Genomic DNA, 18,023 nt, shown 5'->3' on the forward strand with positions numbered 1-18,023 from the left:
CAATGAATCAGTCGGTCAGTTTTTCCGCCAGCGCCTTTACGCGAGCCAGATCGCCCTTGGCGACCTTGGCCACGCCGGTGCCGTATTCCGGGTCCGCCTTGTAGAGGAACGACAGGATGATGTGCTTGCTCTCGTCATCGGTGGTGGCCAATGAGCCGCCAAAGTTGTTGATGAGGTCTTCGCGCTCTTTCTTGGTGTAGGAGCGGTAAAGGTCACCGGCCTGCTTGAAGTTCTGCTCACGTTGAATCTTGGCCTGCTGGGTGCTGCCCGACAGCTGCGACTGGCTGTAGCGTGCGGTTTGCGGCTCTTCCCGCGGCAACAGGCGACTTGGTTGGTAGTTGACGCCGGTGGTGGTCTTGCCGACGTTCATCGCGCCGTCCTGGTTGCCGTTGTTGACGGTGACCCGTGGAGCGTTAATCGGCAACTGCAGAGCGTTCGCGCCCAGGCGGTACATTTGCGTATCGGCGTAGGAGAACACGCGCCCCTGCAGCAAGCGGTCTTCCGACGGCTCGATACCCGGTACCAGGTTGGCCGGGGCCATCGCGACTTGCTCGGTTTCCTGGAACACATTGGCCGGGTTGCGGTTCAGCACCATTTGCCCGACTTTGCGCTCGGGCACATTCGGCCAGATCTTGGTGGCATCCAGTGGGTCGAAATCAAACTTGGCCAGGTCTTCAGGCTTGAGCACCTGCACATACAGGTCCCACTTAGGGAAGTCGCCTTTGTTGATGTGCGTGACCAGATCATTGGTCATATGGCTGTAGTCACGCCCCTGCACCTCGGTAACTTGCTTGGGATCAAGGTTCTTGATGCCCTGCTGGCTCTTCCAGTGGAACTTGACGTAGTGCACTTCGCCTTTGGCGTTAATCAACTTGTAGGCATGTACGCCGTTGCCGTCCATTTCGCGGTAACTGGCAGGGGTGCCGGAGTCCGAGTACAACTCGGTCAGTGTACGAGTGGACTCTGGAACATGGGAGAAGAAGTCGAAACGGCGCGAGTCATCGTCCAGGTTAGTGCGTGGGTCCGGTTTAAAGGCATGGACCATGTCCGGGAACTTGATGGCATCCCGAATAAAGAACGTGGGGAAGTTGTTACCGACCAGGTCCCAGTTACCTTCGGCGGTATAGAACTTGGTGGCGAAGCCCCGTGGGTCACGCAGGGTTTCCGGGGAGTGGTTGCCATGCACCACGGCCGAGAAGCGTACGAACACTGGTGTGGTTTCACCGGCGGCGAACACTTTGGCCTTGGTCAGGTCGCTGAGGTTGTCGGTCACTGTGAAGGTGCCATGGGCGCCCGTGCCGCGTGCGTGCACTACGCGCTCTGGGATGCGTTCGCGGTCGAAGCGTTGCAGTTTCTGGATCAGTTGCACATCTTGCAGCAGCACCGGGCCATTGGCACCGGCGGTTTGGGAGTTCTGGTTATCACCGACGTTGGCCCCGTTATCGCGGGTCAGGTTGGCGGCTTGTACGGAGAGGGAAAGCAGGCTGGCGGTCACCAGTGCCAGCGCGTGGCGCGCCGACACGGGCCTGCGGCTGATTGGAGTATTCATCGAGGTTTCCTCTGGTTTTTTTAATGCACATTCAGTTGTGCTTGCCAGAGGCTAGTGACCTGCGAGTCAGAAGATAAATAGAAAAACACCACAGGCCCGATTAAGAAAAAAATCTGGTAACCCGCTGAAATAGCGGCTAATTCGCGCGCGACTAGTGGCACTTTGCAAACTATTTGCGATTTGATGTGTCGATAAAAACCGACAGTGTTAACAGTTGTTTCGAGCAAGCGCTGTTCGACTGAATTACACTGACCTCCACCCTCCTCAACTGTAACAAGGAATAACCTATGGGCGTGATCAGTGAGTTCAAGGCCTTCGCGGTCAAAGGTAATGTGGTCGACATGGCCGTCGGTATCATCATCGGTGCTGCCTTCGGCAAGATTGTTTCCTCATTTGTAGGCGACGTGATAATGCCTCCCATCGGCCTGCTGATCGGTGGCGTGGACTTTGCCGATCTGGCCGTCACGCTCAAGGCAGCACAGGGTGATGTACCCGCTGTTGTGCTGGCTTACGGCAAGTTCATCCAGAGCATCATCGACTTTATAATCGTCGCGTTTGCAATCTTCATGGGTGTGAAGGCGATCAACCGTCTGAAACGTGAAGAAGCCGTGGCCCCAAGCTTGCCGCCGACGCCAAGCAAAGAAGAAGTGCTGCTGGGCGAGATCCGCGATCTGCTCAAGGCACAGAACAACAAGCCGCTTTAACCTGCGGATGCAAAAAAGGCGCCTCGCAAGGCGCCTTTTTTCTACCAATAATTTTCTACCGCCACCTGGCCAGGTCGTCGGCTCAGGCTCAGTTGCATGTCCCGCTGCTTGAGCAACTGGCGCGTGTCATCGACCATCTGCGGGTTGCCGCAAATCAGTACGCGCGAATCCTGTGCCGTCAGCTCCACGCCGGCGGCCCGCTCCAATTCGCCATTTTCGATCAAGGCCGTAATACGCCCATTCAACGTGCCCGGATGCTGCTCGCGGGTGACGATGGGAATGTAGGTGAGCTTGTGGGCGTACTCGGCCAGGTACTCGCGCTCACTCAGCGTGTCGATCAGCGACTGGTAGGCCAGTTCCTTGGCTTCCCGGGCGCTGTACACCAGGATGATGCGCTCGAATTTTTCCCACACTTCGAAGTCCTGCAGGATCGACAGGAACGGCGCGACGCCCGTTCCGGTTCCCAGCAACCACAAGTCACGCCCGTCGACAAAGCGGTTGAGGGTCAGAAACCCGGTGGCCTGGCGCTCGACCAGCAAGGTATCGCCCACCTTCAGGCGGCTCAGTTCACTGGTGAACTCACCACCGGGGACCACGATGGAAAAGAAATCCAGATGCTCGTCAAACGGCGAAGACACGATGGAATAGGCACGCCAGACGGTGCTGCCATCCGCCTTGGTAACGCCCAGGCGCACGAACTGGCCGGCGGTAAAACGAAAACCGGCATCGCGGGTGGTGCGCAGGGTGAACAGGCTGGGGGTCAGCGACTGCACATCGAGCAGGGTCTGGCGGGTAAATTTCTCAGCACTGGCCGTCATGGGGGGCTCCGTTTTGCACAGGCCGTTAGTGTCCCTCAAAACAGACCGCGCAAACACTGATGATTGGTACTGGCTTTGCCGTCACTCAAGGTTCACGCGGGTGGCCTGCGCGTTTTTTAACCAGTCCAACAGGTCAGCCATGGCTCCACGCTGGCACTAATTATTTGGCTATTAACGCGCCCTGAATACCTCACTAGATGAAGCGGTACTTAAAGCGACATCACTTTGACACTACCTTCAAGACATTAAAAGTATTGAAAAAAAGATACCTGCCTAGCGCTCTTATACAAAGCTCCAAGTCTTGTACAAAACCGGCCAACTAGACAAACCCTGCAAGTAAAATATTTTTCAAGCTCAGTTGTAGGACTTACCCTACACTTGTTTTCGAGCTGCAATGGGGGATCAGGACGTACCCAGGTCACATATACACGCATGGAGAGTCACCGATGGTCAATTGGCATAATGCCCGGCTGCCCAAGCTGGACGGCGAGAGTGAAATCACCAGTGTGTTTGAGATGGTGATAAACCACACTTATGAACTAGGTTTCGAATATTGTTCCTTTACCATGAGTTCCCAATCACAAAGCACTCAAACAAAACCAATTTTGTTTAATAACTATCCAAATGAATGGCTTAGCATTTATAAACAAGCGCACTTCTTCGATGTAGACCCCGTTGTAACCCACTGTAAGACCTCGGTACTGCCCATTCTCTGGGAACAAAAAACCTTTGCCAACACCCCCAAGCTTTGGGAGTTGGCCCAGTCATGCGGGGTGCATTTAGGCTGGACCCAAGCCGTGCATGACTTCCAGGGTGTATTCAGCATGCTGACCCTGGTTCGCAGCAAGGGCGAGGTCAGCCCTGAAGAGCTTTACGAAAAAGCCGGCCAGGTGTTGTGGCTTTGCCATGCGATGCATGCGGTCGTCGCGCAGAAGTACGCCGACGCCCCCGACATTAAAGCGCCCAGCAAATTGACTGCCCGGGAAACAGAAATCCTCAAGTGGTCCGCGATGGGCAAGACCGCCTCCGAGATTGCCGCGATTCTTTGCCTGTCCGAGCGCACCGTGGGCTTTCATATCAGCAGTACCTTCAAGAAACTGGGCGTGCATAACAAGATCCAGGCGGTGCTGCGCGCCGCTAAAGCCGGGCTGTTTTAGCCCACGTAAAACACCGCATGTCATCGCGTTGAAAAAAACGTAACATTTACGGCCAATTCTGAGTGTTGAGGGTGCGCTTTCCACGGTTGCCCCGCCGTTCACTCAGACGGTCCGTCGATTACCCAGAGCCTCGCCCCGCCATGCCCCTGCTTGACAGCCCTTTCGCCCAGCTCGACCTGATTCGTCAGCCAGAGCAACACAATGATCCGCTGCAAGCCTTCGATGCCGCCGACGAATACCTGCTCAGCCACCTCGCCGCGCAACAGCCCACTGCCGCCACCCGCGTGCTGGTGCTCAATGACAGCTTCGGCGCCCTGGCAGCCAGCCTTCAAGGCCAGGTGCAAGTGACCTCCAGCGGTGACTCGTTCCTCGCCGCTCAGGGCCTGGAGAAAAACCTGGTGCGCAACGGCAAGCCCTTTGATGCCGTGCCCTTCATACCGGCCAGCCAGCTCGCGACCGGGCCGTTCGATCGCGTGTTGATCCGCGTGCCGAAAACCCTGGCGTTGCTGGAAGAACAACTGATCCGCCTGCAAGGGCAACTGGCGCCCGGCGCCGAGGTGATCGCAGGTGCAATGATCAAGCATTTGCCACGGGCTGCGGGCGAATTGCTGGAGCGTTACATCGGGCCCATGCACGCCTCATTGGCGGTCAAAAAGGCGCGGTTGCTGATTGCCAGCGTCGAGCCGCGCCCTGCCGCGGTCTCGCCCTACCCGACCCGCTATACCCTGGATGCGCCGGTCATCGAGTTGTGTAACCACGCCAACGTCTTTTGCCGCGAAGGCCTGGACATCGGCACCCGTGCCTTCCTGCCGCACCTGCCAAAAAACCTGGGCAGTGCACGCGTGGCGGACCTGGGCTGCGGCAACGGCGTACTGGCGATTGCCAGCGCCCTGCAGAACCCCGACGCGCACTACACCTTGGTGGATGAGTCGTATATGGCAGTGCAATCGGCCGCCGAAAACTGGCAAGCCGCCTTGGGAGAGCGGGACGTCAGCGTACGTGCCGACGATGGCCTGGCCGGCCAGGAGGCGCAATCGCTGGAAGTGGTGCTGTGCAACCCACCGTTCCACCAACAACAAGTGGTGGGCGACTTCCTCGCCTGGCGCATGTTCCAGCAGGCACGCGAAGCGCTGGTGGTCGGTGGCGCCTTGTACATCGTCGGGAATCGTCACCTGGGCTACCACAGCAAGCTGGCGCGGTTGTTCCGTGGTGTCGAGCAAGTAGCGGCCACGCCCAAGTTCGTCATCCTCAAGGCGCGTAAATAAAAAAGCCCTGCTTATTGTAGGAGCGAGCTTGCTCGCGAAAAACCTGAGAACACCGCGGGGCGTCAGGCACCCCGCGTTATCGTTGACGTTTTTCGCGAGCAAGCTCGCTCCTACAGTGTCAATGCGTGCTCAGGCCTGCCGCATTCATGAACATGCGCATCAGGCTGGCCACCACGAACAGGGCCAGCACGCTGCCGGTCCAGATCATCGCCAGCCACCCCAGGCGCCGCCACAACGGCTGCTTCTCGGCCTGTTCAATCTCATGCAACGAAGGTTTTGACATGGTTCAACCCTCCTAGTGATAGCCGTCTTCGTGGGTGACCTTGCCGCGGAACACGTAGTAGCTCCAGAAGGTGTAGCCCAGGATAAACGGGATGATGAACAGCGTACCCACCAGCATGAAGCCCTGGCTTTGCGGCGGCGCGGCGGCATCCCAGATCGACACGGACGGCGGGATGATGTTCGGCCACAGGCTGATCCCCAAGCCACTGTAGCCGAGGAAAATCAGCACCAGCGTCAACAGGAACGGCGTGTAGTGCGCATTACGTGCCACGGCGCGGATCAGCCCGTACATGGTGACCAGCACCAGGATCGGCACCGGCAGGAACCAGAACAGGTTCGGCAAGGTGAACCAGCGCGACGCGATTTCCGGGTGGGTCAGCGGCGTCCAGATGCTGACGATGCCGATAACCGCCAACACTACAAACGCCAAAGGCCGCGCCAGGTTGTGCATCTGCTCCTGCAACTTGCCTTCGGTCTTCATGATCAGCCAGGTGCAGCCGAGCAAGGCATACGCCACGATCAGCGCCACTCCGCAGAACATCGTGAAGGGTGTGAGCCAATCCAGTGAACCGCCGGCGAACTGGCGATCCACCACCGGAATACCGTCGATAAAGGCGCCCAACGCCACCCCCTGGAAGAAAGTCGCCGCCAGCGAGCCGCCAATAAACGCCTTGTCCCACAGGTGACGCTTGTGGTCCTTGGCCTTGAAGCGGAACTCAAAGGCCACGCCGCGGAAGATCAGGCCGATCAGCATCAGGATCAGCGGCAGGTACAGCGCCGACAACACCACCGAATAGGCCAGCGGGAACGCGCCGAACAACGCCGCGCCCCCGAGTACCAGCCAGGTTTCGTTGCCGTCCCATACGGGCGCCACGGTGTTCATCATCACGTCACGGTCGACTTTGCCCGGAACAAACGGGAAAAGAATGCCGATCCCCAGGTCGAAGCCGTCCATGACCACGTACATCATGATGCCGAAGATGATGATCACGGCCCAGATCAGCGGAAGATCAATACCCATCTCAATTCCCCTTGTGCTGGATGTGGTCGTGGTCGTTATCACTGCCATCGTCGGCAGCAGACAACGGACGCGCGGGGGTGCGTTTCTGGCCGGGGCCACCGTGGGCGGGCTCGGTACTGTCGTGGGTCACGGGGCCTTTGCGCACCAGGCGCATCATGTAGCCCAGGCCCGCGCCGAACAGCGCGAAGTACACCACCACGAACAACACCAGGGTAATGGTCATCTGCGTCAGGCTATGCCCGGAGGAGGCATCTGCCGTGCGCATCAACCCGTAGACCACCCAGGGCTGGCGACCGATTTCGGTGGTGAACCAACCGGCAAGAATCGCAATCAGCCCAGACGGGCCCATCCACAGCGCCAGGTACAGGAACGGTTTGGACGTGTACATTTTGTCGCCCCGGCGCAGCCACAGGCTGAACAGACCGGTGAAGATCATCAGGAACCCCAGGCCGACCATGACCCGGAACGACCAGAACACAACGGTGGAGTTGGGGCGGTCTTCAGGTGGGAACTCCTTGAGCGCCGGCACCTGCTTGTCCAGGGAGTGGGTCAGGATCAGGCTGCCCAGATACGGAATCTCGACTGCGTATTTGGTTTTCTCGGCTTTCATGTCCGGCCAGCCAAACAGGATCAACGGCGTTGGCTCGTTGCCGATATTTTCCCAGTGGCCTTCAATCGCGGCGATCTTGGCCGGCTGATGCTTGAGGGTATTGAGGCCGTGGAAGTCGCCGATCACCGCCTGGATGGGCGCAACAATCAAGGCCATCCACATCGCCATCGAGAGCATTTTGCGGATCGCCGGGTTGTCCTTGCCGCGCAGCAAATGCCAGGCCGCCGACGAGCCGACGAAGAACGCCGTGGCAACGAAAGCAGCCGTGGCCATGTGCATCAGGCGGTAGGGGAACGACGGGTTGAAGATCACCGCCAGCCAGTCGGTCGGTATTACGCGGCCATCGATGATTTCAAAGCCCTGGGGCGTCTGCATCCAGCTGTTAGAGGCAAGAATCCAGAACGTGGAGATCAACGTACCCACGGCCACCATCACCGTGGCGAAGAAGTGCAGCTTGCGCCCCACCTTGTTCCAGCCGAACAACATCACGCCCAGGAAACCGGCCTCGAGGAAGAAGGCCGTGAGCACTTCGTACGTCAGCAACGGCCCGGTGACGGCACCGGCGAAGTCCGAGAAGCGGCTCCAGTTGGTACCGAACTGGTACGCCATGACCAGGCCCGATACCACACCCATGCCGAAGTTGACGGCAAAGATCTTCGACCAGAAGTGGTAGAGGTCACGGTAGGTGTCGTTGTGGGTCTTGAGCCACAAGCCCTCCAGCACCGCAAGGTAACTGGCCAGGCCGATGGTGATCGCCGGGAACAGGATGTGGAATGAGATGGTGAACGCGAATTGAATTCGGGCGAGATCTAGCGCCTCCAAACCGAACATAAGTCTTCCTCTGTCAGGTAATACCGGCTGCTGGCTGGGAGCCTGCACCCACTGCCCCCACGGATATGGAGTGTGGCGAATTTCAATTCGTTTCTTTTATTACCCATCGCGTGGGGAATCTGGCCTTGCGGCCGCCAGAACAATCCCGGGGCAGGTTTTGATCTGGATCAAGCATCGTTGAAAGAGTAGTCCCATTTTTGCTGTAGGACTGTGTGGTCTTTTGCCGCGTGACAGCTTGCCTCAGCTCAGTTCTTGCAACTATTTGTTACAGCTTGATGCTAATCTCGCCATTCTCCCGTTGCCGACCTGATTGCCGATGCCCAGTGAACCTGCGTTGCTGTTACGTCACCACCGCCCTTTCATCGCGTTCTGGCTGGCGCGGATCTTTACCGCCAGCGGCTTCCAGATGCTCACCGTGGCGATCGGCTGGAACCTGTACCAGCTGACCGGCAACGTCTTGGACCTGGGCCTGGTCGGCCTGGTGGAATTCGTGCCGCGCGTGCTGTTCATGCTGCACACCGGGCACGTGGCGGATCGCTATGAACGCCGCCGGGTCGCTGCCATCTGCCAGACCTTGCAGGCGCTGATCGCCTTGTCCCTGGCCATCGGCGGCCTGACCGGCAACGTGACTCGCGAGATGATCTTCATCCTCGCCTTCCTGCTCGGCGCTGCGCGCTCATTTGAAATGCCCACCACCCAGGCACTGTTGCCGAGCATCGTGCCCAGCGCGCTGTTCCCCCGGGCCGTGGCGGCATCGCAATCGGCCCAGCAACTGGCGACCATCGTCGCACCGGCCGTGGGCGGTTTGCTTTACGCGTTTGGCAGCGTGTGGGTGTACGGCCCCACCGTGGCGCTGTACCTGATCGCCTGCGTGCTGACACTTAACCTGCCCGCACGCCAGACTCCGCTGAACAAAGCCAAGGCCACCCTGGACTCGCTGCTGGCCGGCATACGCTTTATCCGCAGCCGCCCGGACATTCTTGGCGCCATCTCCCTGGACCTGTTTGCCGTGCTGCTGGGCGGCGCCACCGCGCTGTTACCGGTGTTCGCCAAGGACATCCTGCTGACCGGTGCCTGGGGCCTGGGCCTGCTGCGGTCGGCCCCGGCCGTGGGCGCATTGCTGATGTCACTGTGGCTGGCGCGGTTCTCAGTAGACCGCAAGGTGGGCCGCGTGATGTTCACCGCCGTCGGCGTGTTCGGGGTGGCAACCATCGCCTTCGGCCTGTCGACTTCGTTCTGGTTTTCACTGGCGGTGCTGGTGGTACTGGGCGCGGCAGACATGATCAGCATGGTGATCCGTGCATCGTTCGTGCAGTTGGAAACGCCAGATGAAATGCGCGGGCGAGTGAGTGCGGTCAATGGCCTGTTTATCGGTGCGTCCAATCAATTGGGCGAATTCGAATCCGGGATTACCGCCCACTGGTTTGGCACCGTGCCTGCGGTGGTGATGGGCGGGGTTGGCACCCTGGTGGTGACCGGGGTGTGGATCAAGCTGTTCCCGACCCTGGCCAACCGGGATCGCATGCATGTGCCGGTGGAAGAAACCAAGCCATAGGCTTCACCGCCATACCCTGTGGGAGCCGGGCTTGCCCGCGATAGCGGTGTATCAGGCAACTTTCTGGTGGCTGATACACCGCTATCGCAGGCAAGCCAGCTCCCACACTGGAACTTCATTGGTCTGACGGTTTGGGCTATAGCACCTTATCCAAGGTAATCGGAAACTCCCGAACCCGCTTGCCGGTGGCATGGTAAACCGCATTCGCCACCGCCGCCGCTACCCCGACAATGCCGACTTCCCCCACGCCCTTGGACCCGAGCGCATTGACGATCTCGTCGTGCTCTTCGACAAACAGCACGTCAATCTCGCCAATATCGGCGTTCACCGGGATGTGGTACTCGGCCAGGCTGTGGTTCATGTAACGCCCCAGCTCATGGTCGACCTGGGTCTCTTCATGCAGGGCCATGCCAATGCCCCACACCACGCCGCCAAGGATCTGGCTGCGGGCCATCTTGGGGTTGACCACGCGCCCCGCGGCAATGGCGCTGACCACACGGCTGACCCTGATGGTGCCCAGGTCTTCATCAACCCGCACCTCGACAAACACCGCCGAATGGGTCGCGCAGGCATAGCCCTGGCGCTTCTTGTCCGGCTCGCTGTCAACCTGTGCTTGCAGCACCTCCTCACCGCTGTCCTTGACCAGTTGCGCCAACGAAACACTCACATCACCGGCATGCAGTTGGCCCTCTTCAAACCGCACGGCTTCGGCGTCCTTGAACACCGGGTAGGTCTGCCGGGCGACCTGGAGCAACTTGGCATTCAGCGCTTCACAGGCTTGCTGCACCGCCGTACCCACCGAGGACACGGTAAACGAGCCGCCCTGCAACGGCGCCGTGGGCAACGACGAATCGCCCAGCACAAAACGCACGTCGGCCATGGCCACGCCGCTGGCCTGGGAGGCGATCTGGGTCATCACCGTGTAGGTGCCAGTGCCAATGTCGGTGGTGGCGCTGCTGACGGTGAGCTTGCCCTGCGCGTCGAGGCGCGCCTTGGCGCTGGCTTTCATCTGCATGGCCTCCCACACGCCGCCGGCCATGCCCCAGCCGATCAGTTGGCGGCCGTCACGCATGCTACGCGGTTCCGGGTTGCGTTGGTGCCAGCCGAAGCGTTCGGCGCCTTCGCTGTAGCACTCGCGCAGGGCCTTGCTCGACCAGGGTTTGTCTTCGTTCTGGTTACGTTCGGCGTAGTTGATCAGGCGCAATTGCACCGGGTCGATGGCCAGGGCACACGCCAGTTCGTCCATGGCGCACTCCAGGCCGAGCACGCCTAGTGCGGCGCCGGGGGCACGCATGTCCAGCGGGGTAAACACATCCAACGGCGCCAACTTGTACGTCAGTTGCACGTTGTCGCAGTGATAGAGCATGCCGCTCCACTCCACCACGTGCTCGCTGAAATCCTCAAAGCGCGACGTCTGGCCAATCGCGGTATGCCCCAACGCCAGCAAGCGACCATTGGCGGCGGCGCCCATCTGCAAACGCTGCAAGGTGCGCGGACGATAGCCGAAGGTGAACATCTGTTGGCGCGTCAGGGTGACGCGCACCGAGCGTTTGAGCGCCATGGCCGCCATCACCGCGAGCGGCAATTGGTATTGCGGGCGCAGGCCCGAACCGAAGGCGCCACCGACGAAAGCGGCGAAGATGCGCACCTGGCGCTTGTCCAAGCCGAAGACTTTTTGCACATAGGCCTGGCAGTTCTGCGGGCCCTGGGTCTTGTCGTGGATATGCAGAGTGCCATCGGACTGATACAGCACGGTGCTGGCGTGGGGTTCCATCGGGTTGTGATGCTCGATGGGCGTGCTGTAGTGCAGGTCCAGACTGATTGCGGCACCGGCCCATTCAGCTTCGAAGTTGCCTCGCGGTTCGGGCGGGGTCTGGGGCGACGGGTGCGCCGCCGCTTGCTGGGTGAGCAGGTCGGTTTCGAAGGTTTCGGGCGCGTAGTCGATCTGCACCAGCGAGCCGGCGTGCCGCGCCAGTTCGAGGTTATCGGCAATCACCAGGGCCAGGGGCTGGCCGCTGTAGAGCACGCGGTCGTTATACAGCGGACGAAAAGGCGAGCCATCGGCCGCATCGGCATCGGCGAACGCCTCGTCATAGCTGGCGATTTTCGGCCGGTTGAGGTGATGGATCACGTCCACTACACCGGGCAAGGCCAACGCCTTGGACGCATCGATGCTCAGCACCCGGCCTTTGGCGATAGTGCTCGACACCACGCTGCCATGCAGCAGGCCGTCCTCGGGAAACTCACCGGCATAGCGCGCTTGGCCGGTGACCTTGAGCAGACCGTCGACGCGGTCCAGGGGTTTGCCGATGGCGCTCATGGCTGTTCTCCTGCGACGGCGGCGTCGCTCAGGGCACGAATGATTGCTCGCCGCGCCAGCTTGACCTTGAAGCCGTTGTGTTCCAACGGTTCGGCGTCTTGCAGCAGGGCGTCGGCGGCGGCGCTGAAGGTTTCGCGGCTGACCGTGCGGCCAATCAGCAAGGCTTCCACTGCGCGGTCACGCCATGGTTTATGCGCCACACCGCCCAAGGCCAGGCGGGCGTCGATGATTTCATCGCCGTCCAGTTCCAAGGCGGCGGCCACCGAAACCAAGGCAAAGGCATAGGAGGCACGGTCACGGATTTTCAGGTAATGGCTGTGGCGGGCCAGGTGATCGGCGGGCAGCTCAATGGCCGTGATCAGCTCATCGTCGGCCAATTGGTTGTCACGTTGCGGCGCATCGCCTGGCAATCGATGGAAGTCGGCGAACTCGATCACCCGCGCACCGCCACGTCCCTCTACATGCACCCGCGCCGCAAGCGCCGCCAGGGCCACGCACATGTCCGATGGATGGGTGGCCACGCACTGTTCACTGGCGCCGAGGATCGCATGGATACGGTTCAAACCGTTGCGCGCCGGGCAGCCGCTGCCGGGCTGGCGCTTGTTGCACGGTACCGCGGCGTCGTAGAAGTAATAGCAACGGGTGCGCTGCAACAGGTTGCCGCCGGTACTGGCCATGTTGCGTAACTGCGGGGACGCCCCGGCGAGGATGGCCTGGGACAGCAACGGGTAACGCTGCTCAATGAGTGGGTGCCAGGCCAGGTCTGCGTTACTCACCAGCGCACCGATACGTAGGCCACCCTCGGCGGTCTCTTGAATGTCATGCAGCGGCAAGCCGGTGATGTCGATCAGGTGCTCGGGATGGCTGATGTTTTCCTTCATTAGGTCCAGCAGGTTGGTGCCACCGGCGATAAAGCGCGAGGCGGCGCTGCTCATCTGAACGGCCTGCTGCACATCGGTCGGCCTGCTGTAGTGGAAGGGATTCATGACTCACCTCCCTGGCGACGGCAGGCCGGCAGCGCGTCTTCGATGGCATCGCGGATGTTGTTGTAGGCGCCGCAGCGGCACAGGTTGCCGCTCATCAATTCCTGTATCTGCGCACGGTCGTGGGCGCGGCCTTCATTGGCCAGGCCCACGGCAGAACAGATCTGCCCGGGGGTGCAATAGCCGCACTGGAAAGCGTCGTGCTGGATAAAGGCCTGTTGCATGGGATGCAGTTGGTCGCCGTCGGCCAGGCCTTCGATGGTGGTCAATTCGGCGCCGTCGCACATCACGGCCAGGGTCAGGCAGGCATTCACGCGTTTGCCGTCACGCAATACAGTGCAGGCGCCGCACTGGCCGTGGTCGCAGCCTTTTTTGCTGCCCACCAGGTCCAACTGTTCACGCAGCAAGTCCAGCAAGGTGGTCCAGGGCAACACGTTCAGTTGGCGATCCTGGCCGTTGAGTGTCAGGCGTATCGGGTGGGCGACGAACGGCTGGGCCGCCGCGCCATTGGGGGTCGCGCTCATAAACACCTCACGGGTTGGTGTACGTCCGCGGCGTTCAGGAAAATCGCCGTCTTAGGGGTACGACTTCCCGGGGTTTTGAGCGTTCAAGATGATTGATCAGCGGATATTGAGCTGGGCTTTCAGGGTGTTTTGCGGCGGGTTGATCGAGGTATTGGTGAATTCGAACCAGCCCTGGGCCTGGACGTTCAGGTCGAACACATAGATGTAGCCCATCAAGGTGCCCACGCCGTTGCACGCCTCACTGATGTTGCCGACCTGGCACACCGCTGTGCGTTGCCCATTCAACTCCGCGCCGTTGAAGCGGCCCATGGGGCTGTTGCCCAGGCCGACTTCCATCACCGAGACCTGGGTGGGCCCGCGGTGCTCGCACATCTGGGTAGTGTTGACCCGCTCCGGGATCGCTTCGCTGCAGTTGGCCGATTCCACCTTGAACACCCGCACCTCGCTCAAGGCCGGTGCAGCCGCGCCCCATACCGGTGCCGCGCCCAGCCACAGGCTGATACTGGCGATCAGAGCTAGACTCCACGGGTTGGCTTTTTTCATGCTGTCGGTGACCGGCTGTTGAACGTCGGCGCAGTATGCCTCAAGCCCATGCGCCACACAGCCTCGGCTGCTGGTATGATGCGCCGCTTTTTCCGATCCTCTCTGAAACCACAAGCGTTTGGCGCAGTTTGTGCTTTGACTTAGAGGTCAACAAATCACGACGCACAATAGCGTCACAGGGAGCCGGCATGCTGGAAAAGCTGTTTCAACTCAAAGCCCACAACACCAATGTGCGCACCGAGATTCTCGCGGGGATCACCACCTTCCTGGCCATGGCCTACATCCTGTTCGTGAACCCGAGCATCCTCGGCGAGACCGGCATGGACAAGGGCGCGGTGTTTGTCGCCACCTGCCTGGCGGCCGCCATCGGTTCGACCGTGATGGGCCTGATCGCCAACTACCCGATTGCCCTGGCACCGGGCATGGGCCTCAACGCCTTCTTCACCTACACCGTGGTCCTGCACATGGGCCACACCTGGCAGGTGGCGCTGGGCGCGGTATTCATTTCGGCGGTGCTGTTTTTCCTGCTGTCGATCTTCCGCATTCGTGAGTGGATCATCAACGCCATCCCCCTGCCTCTGCGCTCGGCGATTGCCGCCGGCATCGGCCTGTTCCTGGCGCTGATCGCCCTGCATAACGCCGGTATCGTGGTGAGCAACCCGGCCACCATGGTGGGCCTGGGCGACCTGAAACAACCGGCGCCGATCCTGGCCACCCTGGGTTTCGTGCTGATCGTCGCGCTGGAAGCCCTGGCCGTACGCGGCGCAGTGCTGATCGGCATCCTGGCGGTGACCGTCGCCTCCATCGTCCTGGGCTTCACGCCGTTCATCGGTGTGACCTCGGTACCGCCGTCCCTGGCGCCGACCTTCCTGCAGCTGGATATCAAGGGCGCGCTGGACATCGGCCTGGTCAGCGTGATCTTCGCCTTCCTGTTCGTTGACCTGTTCGACAACTCCGGCACCCTGATCGGCGTCGCCAAGCGCGCCGGCCTGATGGGCAAGGACGGCCATATGCCGAAAATGGGCCGCGCGCTGATTGCCGACAGCACCGCCGCCATGGCCGGCTCCCTGCTGGGCACCTCGACCACCACCAGCTACATCGAATCGGCTGCAGGCGTGAGCGCCGGTGGCCGGACCGGCTTGACCGCCATCGTGGTCGCGATTCTGTTTTTGCTGGCGCTGTTCTTCTCGCCATTGGCCGCCAGCGTGCCGGCCTATGCCACCGCGCCAGCCTTGCTGTTTGTGGCGGTGCTGATGAGCCAAGGCCTGGCCGAAATCGACTGGGACGACATTACGGTGGCAGCGCCGGTGGTGATCACCGCCCTGGCGATGCCCTTCACTTACTCCATCGCCAACGGCATCGCCTTCGGTTTCATCGCCTGGACCGCCATCAAGCTGCTTTCGGGCCGCTACCGTGAGCTGAACCCGGCACTGGTGATCCTGTCGATCCTGTTCGTGATCAAGCTGGGCTGGTTCAACGCATGACTTTTGACGCCGCAAGCTACACCGCTCAACTGCAAGACAAGGTCACGCGCCTGCGTGACCTGCTGGCACCGTTCGACGCGCCCGAGCCGCAGGTCTTCGACTCGCCGCTGCAGCACTTCCGCCTGCGCGCGGAGTTCCGCCTGTGGCGCGAAGGCGGCGAGCGCCACTACGCGATGTTCTCCCAGGAGGACAAGCGCACGCCGATCCTCATCGAAGAATTCCCCATCGCCAGCCAGCGCATCAACCAGTTGATGCCGCAACTCAAGGCCGCCTGGCAAGCCAGCGCCGCCCTGAGCCACAAGCTGTTCCAGGTGGAGTTCCTCACCACCCTGGCCGGCGACGCGATGATCACCCTGTGCTATCACCGCCCGCTGGACGAACATTGGCACACCGCCGCGAACAAATTGGCCGCTGAGCTGAATGTGAGCATCATCGGCCGTTCCAAGGGCAAGCGCGATGTGATCGGTCACGACTACGTGGTGGAGAAACTCGACATCGGTGGGCGCACCTTCAGCTATCGCCAACCCGAAGGCGCGTTCACCCAGCCCAACGGCACGGTGAACCAGAAGATGCTCAACTGGGCCTACGAAGCGCTGGGCGATCGCCCGGACGATTTGTTGGAGCTGTACTGCGGCAACGGCAACTTCACCCTGCCGCTGGCGACCCGCGTGCGCAAGGTGCTGGCCACCGAGATCAGCAAGACCTCAGTGAATGCGGCCCTGAGCAACCTGGATGAAAATGGCGTGGAGAACGTCACCCTGGTGCGCCTCTCCGCCGAAGAACTCACCCAAGCCCTGAACGAAGTGCGCCCGTTCCGCCGCCTGCACGGCATCGACCTGAAAAGTTACGAGTTCGGTAGCGTCTTCGTCGACCCGCCCCGCGCTGGCATGGACCCGGACACCTGCGAGCTGACCCGGCGCTTCGACAACATCCTGTACATCTCCTGCAACCCGGAGACGCTGGCGGCGAACATCGCGCAACTGCACGACACGCACCGGATCTCCCAGTGTGCAATGTTTGACCAGTTCCCGTGGACGCACCATATGGAGTCGGGTGTGTTGCTGACCCGCCGATAAACCTGCGAGGTAGGAGCGAGCTTGCTCGCGAAAAACGTCAACGATAACGCGTGCTTCCTGGATAAACGCGGTGCCTGTGAGTTTTTCGCGAGCAAGCTCGCTCCTACTGTTTATTCAAGTGTCTGTTGTCTCTGGGGGCTGCGGTACTTCCTTGCGTGGCCGGCCCCCCTTCTTGCCATTGGCCCGGGCCGCTGCGGTCTTGGCCGCGCTGCTTTTGCGACCATTGCGCGATGCCACCAGGCTGGTTGCCAGGTCCATCAGCGGCTGGCTTGTAGCGATCAACCCAGTGATCGAAACATCCAGGTCCTGCGCTTCACAGCTAATCGCCTTGCCTCCGAAAGTCACTTCCAACTGCTGGAAATCCTTCTCTGAAAACCCTTCGAACTCCGGCAGGCCAGCCACCGGCAACACAACGCGGCTGCCATCGCTGAAGCCAATGGAGAGGCAATCGTTTTCATAACGTACGTTACTGGCGTTGGCGTACAGGCGTTTCAACCTGCGTCCTCGGGCGATTGCCTTGTCAACGTCGGCTTCAGTGAGAGGTACATAAGGTGTGACTTTGGCTTTTATGATTTTCATAAATTAATCCCCACGCAATCTGGCGCTCTTACCAGATTCAAAATAGTCCGTTGCGCTATGACATCGTGCCTGGCGCTGGCGATGACATAGACGCCGTGTCGAATGACCAATCCTGGAACCAACTCACCAGCGTCCCAATTCCAGGAATGATTCTCCAGGCAAACCGTCTGCAGTTTTTCCCACCAAATCCTGCGTGCCCGCGCCAAGTAGTGCCGCTGCATGATCGCCCCGCGTATCTCCTTCAGAAGTGCTGCGGGTGGCCGCCTCCGTTCAGGCTCTACATCCCACAACTCACCTTCCCCATCCAGGAAACTGAAACGAAACCGCGCATCCCATCCCTTGCCCCTGACATGCACATGGGGCGGGCAATGCTCATCCCTGATAAACACCGAAATGACATAGCCTTTGTAAGCACCTACTCTCATCGTAACCCATCCGTTAGGTTATTTTCCGTCAGGTAACAATTTCCCTCTGCCACCCGACAACCGGCTCCTATTCCCGAAGCTGTTTCACAGATTAGTAACCACAAAAAACCCGGCGAATGCCGGGTTGTAACCAGTGATGCCAACGACTGGAACGACCCGGCCAATGCTCGAAAGTCCTCCTCGTTCAGCAACCTCGCGCAATACTTCAACCGAATGCACGTCAGCCGGTGATCCAGCAATTGCATTGATTAAACGTTCGATCACCGAACAGATCCGCAGCCATCAATTGACCAAATT

Annotated in this window: 18 protein-coding genes and 1 pseudogene; 6 read left to right on the top strand and 13 right to left on the bottom strand. The window is 60.3% G+C overall.

What is annotated here, in order from left to right; genetic code table 11:
• Nucleotides 1-7 precede the first annotated feature (7 nt).
• A complete protein-coding gene (gene katB / locus AC1RAC_RS15105; RefSeq protein ID WP_492616728.1) occupies nt 8-1,549 on the bottom strand; it encodes a catalase KatB in 1,542 nt (513 codons plus the stop codon).
• Nucleotides 1,550-1,836: 287 nt separating this feature from the next.
• Here katB and mscL point away from each other — a divergent pair, with 287 nt between their 5' ends.
• The gene (mscL, locus tag AC1RAC_RS15110) at nt 1,837-2,253 is read left to right on the top strand and encodes a large-conductance mechanosensitive channel protein MscL (RefSeq protein ID WP_014720019.1); all 417 of its coding nucleotides are present in this window, start codon (nt 1,837-1,839) and stop codon (nt 2,251-2,253) included.
• A 41-nt stretch (nt 2,254-2,294) separates the two neighbouring features.
• Here mscL and AC1RAC_RS15115 read toward each other — a convergent pair whose 3' ends face one another.
• Nucleotides 2,295-3,071 (bottom strand): ferredoxin--NADP reductase, encoded by a 777-nt coding sequence (locus tag AC1RAC_RS15115; protein WP_089042490.1) that lies wholly within the window; start codon nt 3,069-3,071, stop codon nt 2,295-2,297.
• Nucleotides 3,072-3,517: 446 nt separating this feature from the next.
• Between AC1RAC_RS15115 and AC1RAC_RS15120 the strand changes: the two genes are divergently transcribed.
• A complete protein-coding gene (locus AC1RAC_RS15120) occupies nt 3,518-4,228 on the top strand; it encodes a helix-turn-helix transcriptional regulator (protein WP_034126948.1) in 711 nt (236 codons plus the stop codon).
• 140 nt (nt 4,229-4,368) lie between these two features.
• On the top strand, nt 4,369-5,493 hold the full coding sequence (locus AC1RAC_RS15125) for a methyltransferase (protein WP_057975522.1): 1,125 nt from the start codon (nt 4,369-4,371) through the stop codon (nt 5,491-5,493).
• 12 nt (nt 5,494-5,505) lie between these two features.
• On the opposite strand, the pseudogene AC1RAC_RS15130 reads toward AC1RAC_RS15125, so the two are convergent.
• The 4 genes and pseudogenes from AC1RAC_RS15130 to AC1RAC_RS15145 all read right to left on the bottom strand — a co-directional run.
• Nucleotides 5,506-5,595 (bottom strand): annotated as a pseudogene (locus tag AC1RAC_RS15130) (outer membrane lipoprotein carrier protein LolA); the annotation flags it as partial.
• A 16-nt stretch (nt 5,596-5,611) separates the two neighbouring features.
• Nucleotides 5,612-5,776, bottom strand: a complete 165-nt coding sequence (locus AC1RAC_RS15135) for a DUF2474 domain-containing protein (RefSeq protein ID WP_003194328.1) — start codon at nt 5,774-5,776, stop codon at nt 5,612-5,614.
• Nucleotides 5,777-5,788: 12 nt separating this feature from the next.
• Nucleotides 5,789-6,796 carry a cytochrome d ubiquinol oxidase subunit II gene (gene cydB, locus AC1RAC_RS15140; protein WP_034126946.1) on the bottom strand — a complete coding sequence of 336 codons (1,008 nt, stop codon included), beginning with the start codon at nt 6,794-6,796 and terminating at the stop codon, nt 5,789-5,791.
• Nucleotide 6,797: 1 nt separating this feature from the next.
• Nucleotides 6,798-8,237, bottom strand: a complete 1,440-nt coding sequence (locus AC1RAC_RS15145) for a cytochrome ubiquinol oxidase subunit I (RefSeq protein ID WP_014720025.1) — start codon at nt 8,235-8,237, stop codon at nt 6,798-6,800.
• Nucleotides 8,238-8,553: 316 nt separating this feature from the next.
• On the opposite strand from AC1RAC_RS15145, the gene AC1RAC_RS15150 reads away from it, so the two are divergent.
• Entirely contained in the window at nt 8,554-9,792 is a 1,239-nt protein-coding gene (locus tag AC1RAC_RS15150; protein WP_057975523.1) for an MFS transporter, read from the top strand.
• Between the two features lie 136 nt (nt 9,793-9,928).
• On the opposite strand, the gene AC1RAC_RS15155 is transcribed toward AC1RAC_RS15150, so the two are convergent.
• From AC1RAC_RS15155 to AC1RAC_RS15170, 4 genes are all read right to left on the bottom strand, one after another.
• Nucleotides 9,929-12,112 (bottom strand): xanthine dehydrogenase family protein molybdopterin-binding subunit, encoded by a 2,184-nt coding sequence (locus AC1RAC_RS15155; protein WP_492616729.1) that lies wholly within the window; start codon nt 12,110-12,112, stop codon nt 9,929-9,931.
• The gene (locus tag AC1RAC_RS15160; protein WP_020301733.1) at nt 12,109-13,098 is read right to left on the bottom strand and encodes an FAD binding domain-containing protein; all 990 of its coding nucleotides are present in this window, start codon (nt 13,096-13,098) and stop codon (nt 12,109-12,111) included. Before AC1RAC_RS15160 ends, AC1RAC_RS15155 begins: the two co-directional genes overlap by 4 nt.
• Complete coding sequence (locus AC1RAC_RS15165; protein ID WP_034126942.1) at nt 13,095-13,619, bottom strand: (2Fe-2S)-binding protein; 525 nt, start codon at nt 13,617-13,619, stop codon at nt 13,095-13,097. The genes AC1RAC_RS15160 and AC1RAC_RS15165 overlap by 4 nt, the downstream gene beginning before the upstream one ends.
• A 96-nt stretch (nt 13,620-13,715) precedes the next feature.
• Complete coding sequence (locus AC1RAC_RS15170) at nt 13,716-14,162, bottom strand: DUF4879 domain-containing protein (RefSeq protein WP_492616730.1); 447 nt, start codon at nt 14,160-14,162, stop codon at nt 13,716-13,718.
• Between the two features lie 188 nt (nt 14,163-14,350).
• On the opposite strand from AC1RAC_RS15170, the gene AC1RAC_RS15175 reads away from it, so the two are divergent.
• Together AC1RAC_RS15175 and trmA are read left to right on the top strand one after the other, a co-directional pair.
• Nucleotides 14,351-15,646: an NCS2 family permease gene (locus tag AC1RAC_RS15175; protein ID WP_003194342.1), complete on the top strand. Its 1,296-nt coding sequence runs from the start codon at nt 14,351-14,353 to the stop codon at nt 15,644-15,646.
• The gene (gene trmA, locus AC1RAC_RS15180) at nt 15,643-16,722 is read left to right on the top strand and encodes a tRNA (uridine(54)-C5)-methyltransferase TrmA (RefSeq protein WP_072448292.1); all 1,080 of its coding nucleotides are present in this window, start codon (nt 15,643-15,645) and stop codon (nt 16,720-16,722) included. The genes AC1RAC_RS15175 and trmA overlap by 4 nt, the downstream gene beginning before the upstream one ends.
• Nucleotides 16,723-16,836: 114 nt before the next feature.
• Here the strand turns inward: trmA and AC1RAC_RS15185 are convergent, their stop codons facing one another.
• The 3 genes from AC1RAC_RS15185 to AC1RAC_RS15195 form a co-directional block, all read right to left on the bottom strand.
• On the bottom strand, nt 16,837-17,301 hold the full coding sequence (locus tag AC1RAC_RS15185; protein WP_034126939.1) for a DUF2442 domain-containing protein: 465 nt from the start codon (nt 17,299-17,301) through the stop codon (nt 16,837-16,839).
• On the bottom strand, nt 17,298-17,726 hold the full coding sequence (locus tag AC1RAC_RS15190; protein WP_198790893.1) for a DUF4160 domain-containing protein: 429 nt from the start codon (nt 17,724-17,726) through the stop codon (nt 17,298-17,300). Before AC1RAC_RS15190 ends, AC1RAC_RS15185 begins: the two co-directional genes overlap by 4 nt.
• 84 nt (nt 17,727-17,810) lie before the next feature.
• Nucleotides 17,811-17,990: a hypothetical protein gene (locus AC1RAC_RS15195; RefSeq protein WP_492616731.1), complete on the bottom strand. Its 180-nt coding sequence runs from the start codon at nt 17,988-17,990 to the stop codon at nt 17,811-17,813.
• Between the last annotated feature and the right edge of the window lie 33 nt (nt 17,991-18,023).

The sequence above is a fragment of the Pseudomonas sp. GW823-FHT02F05 genome, assembly GCF_058797315.1.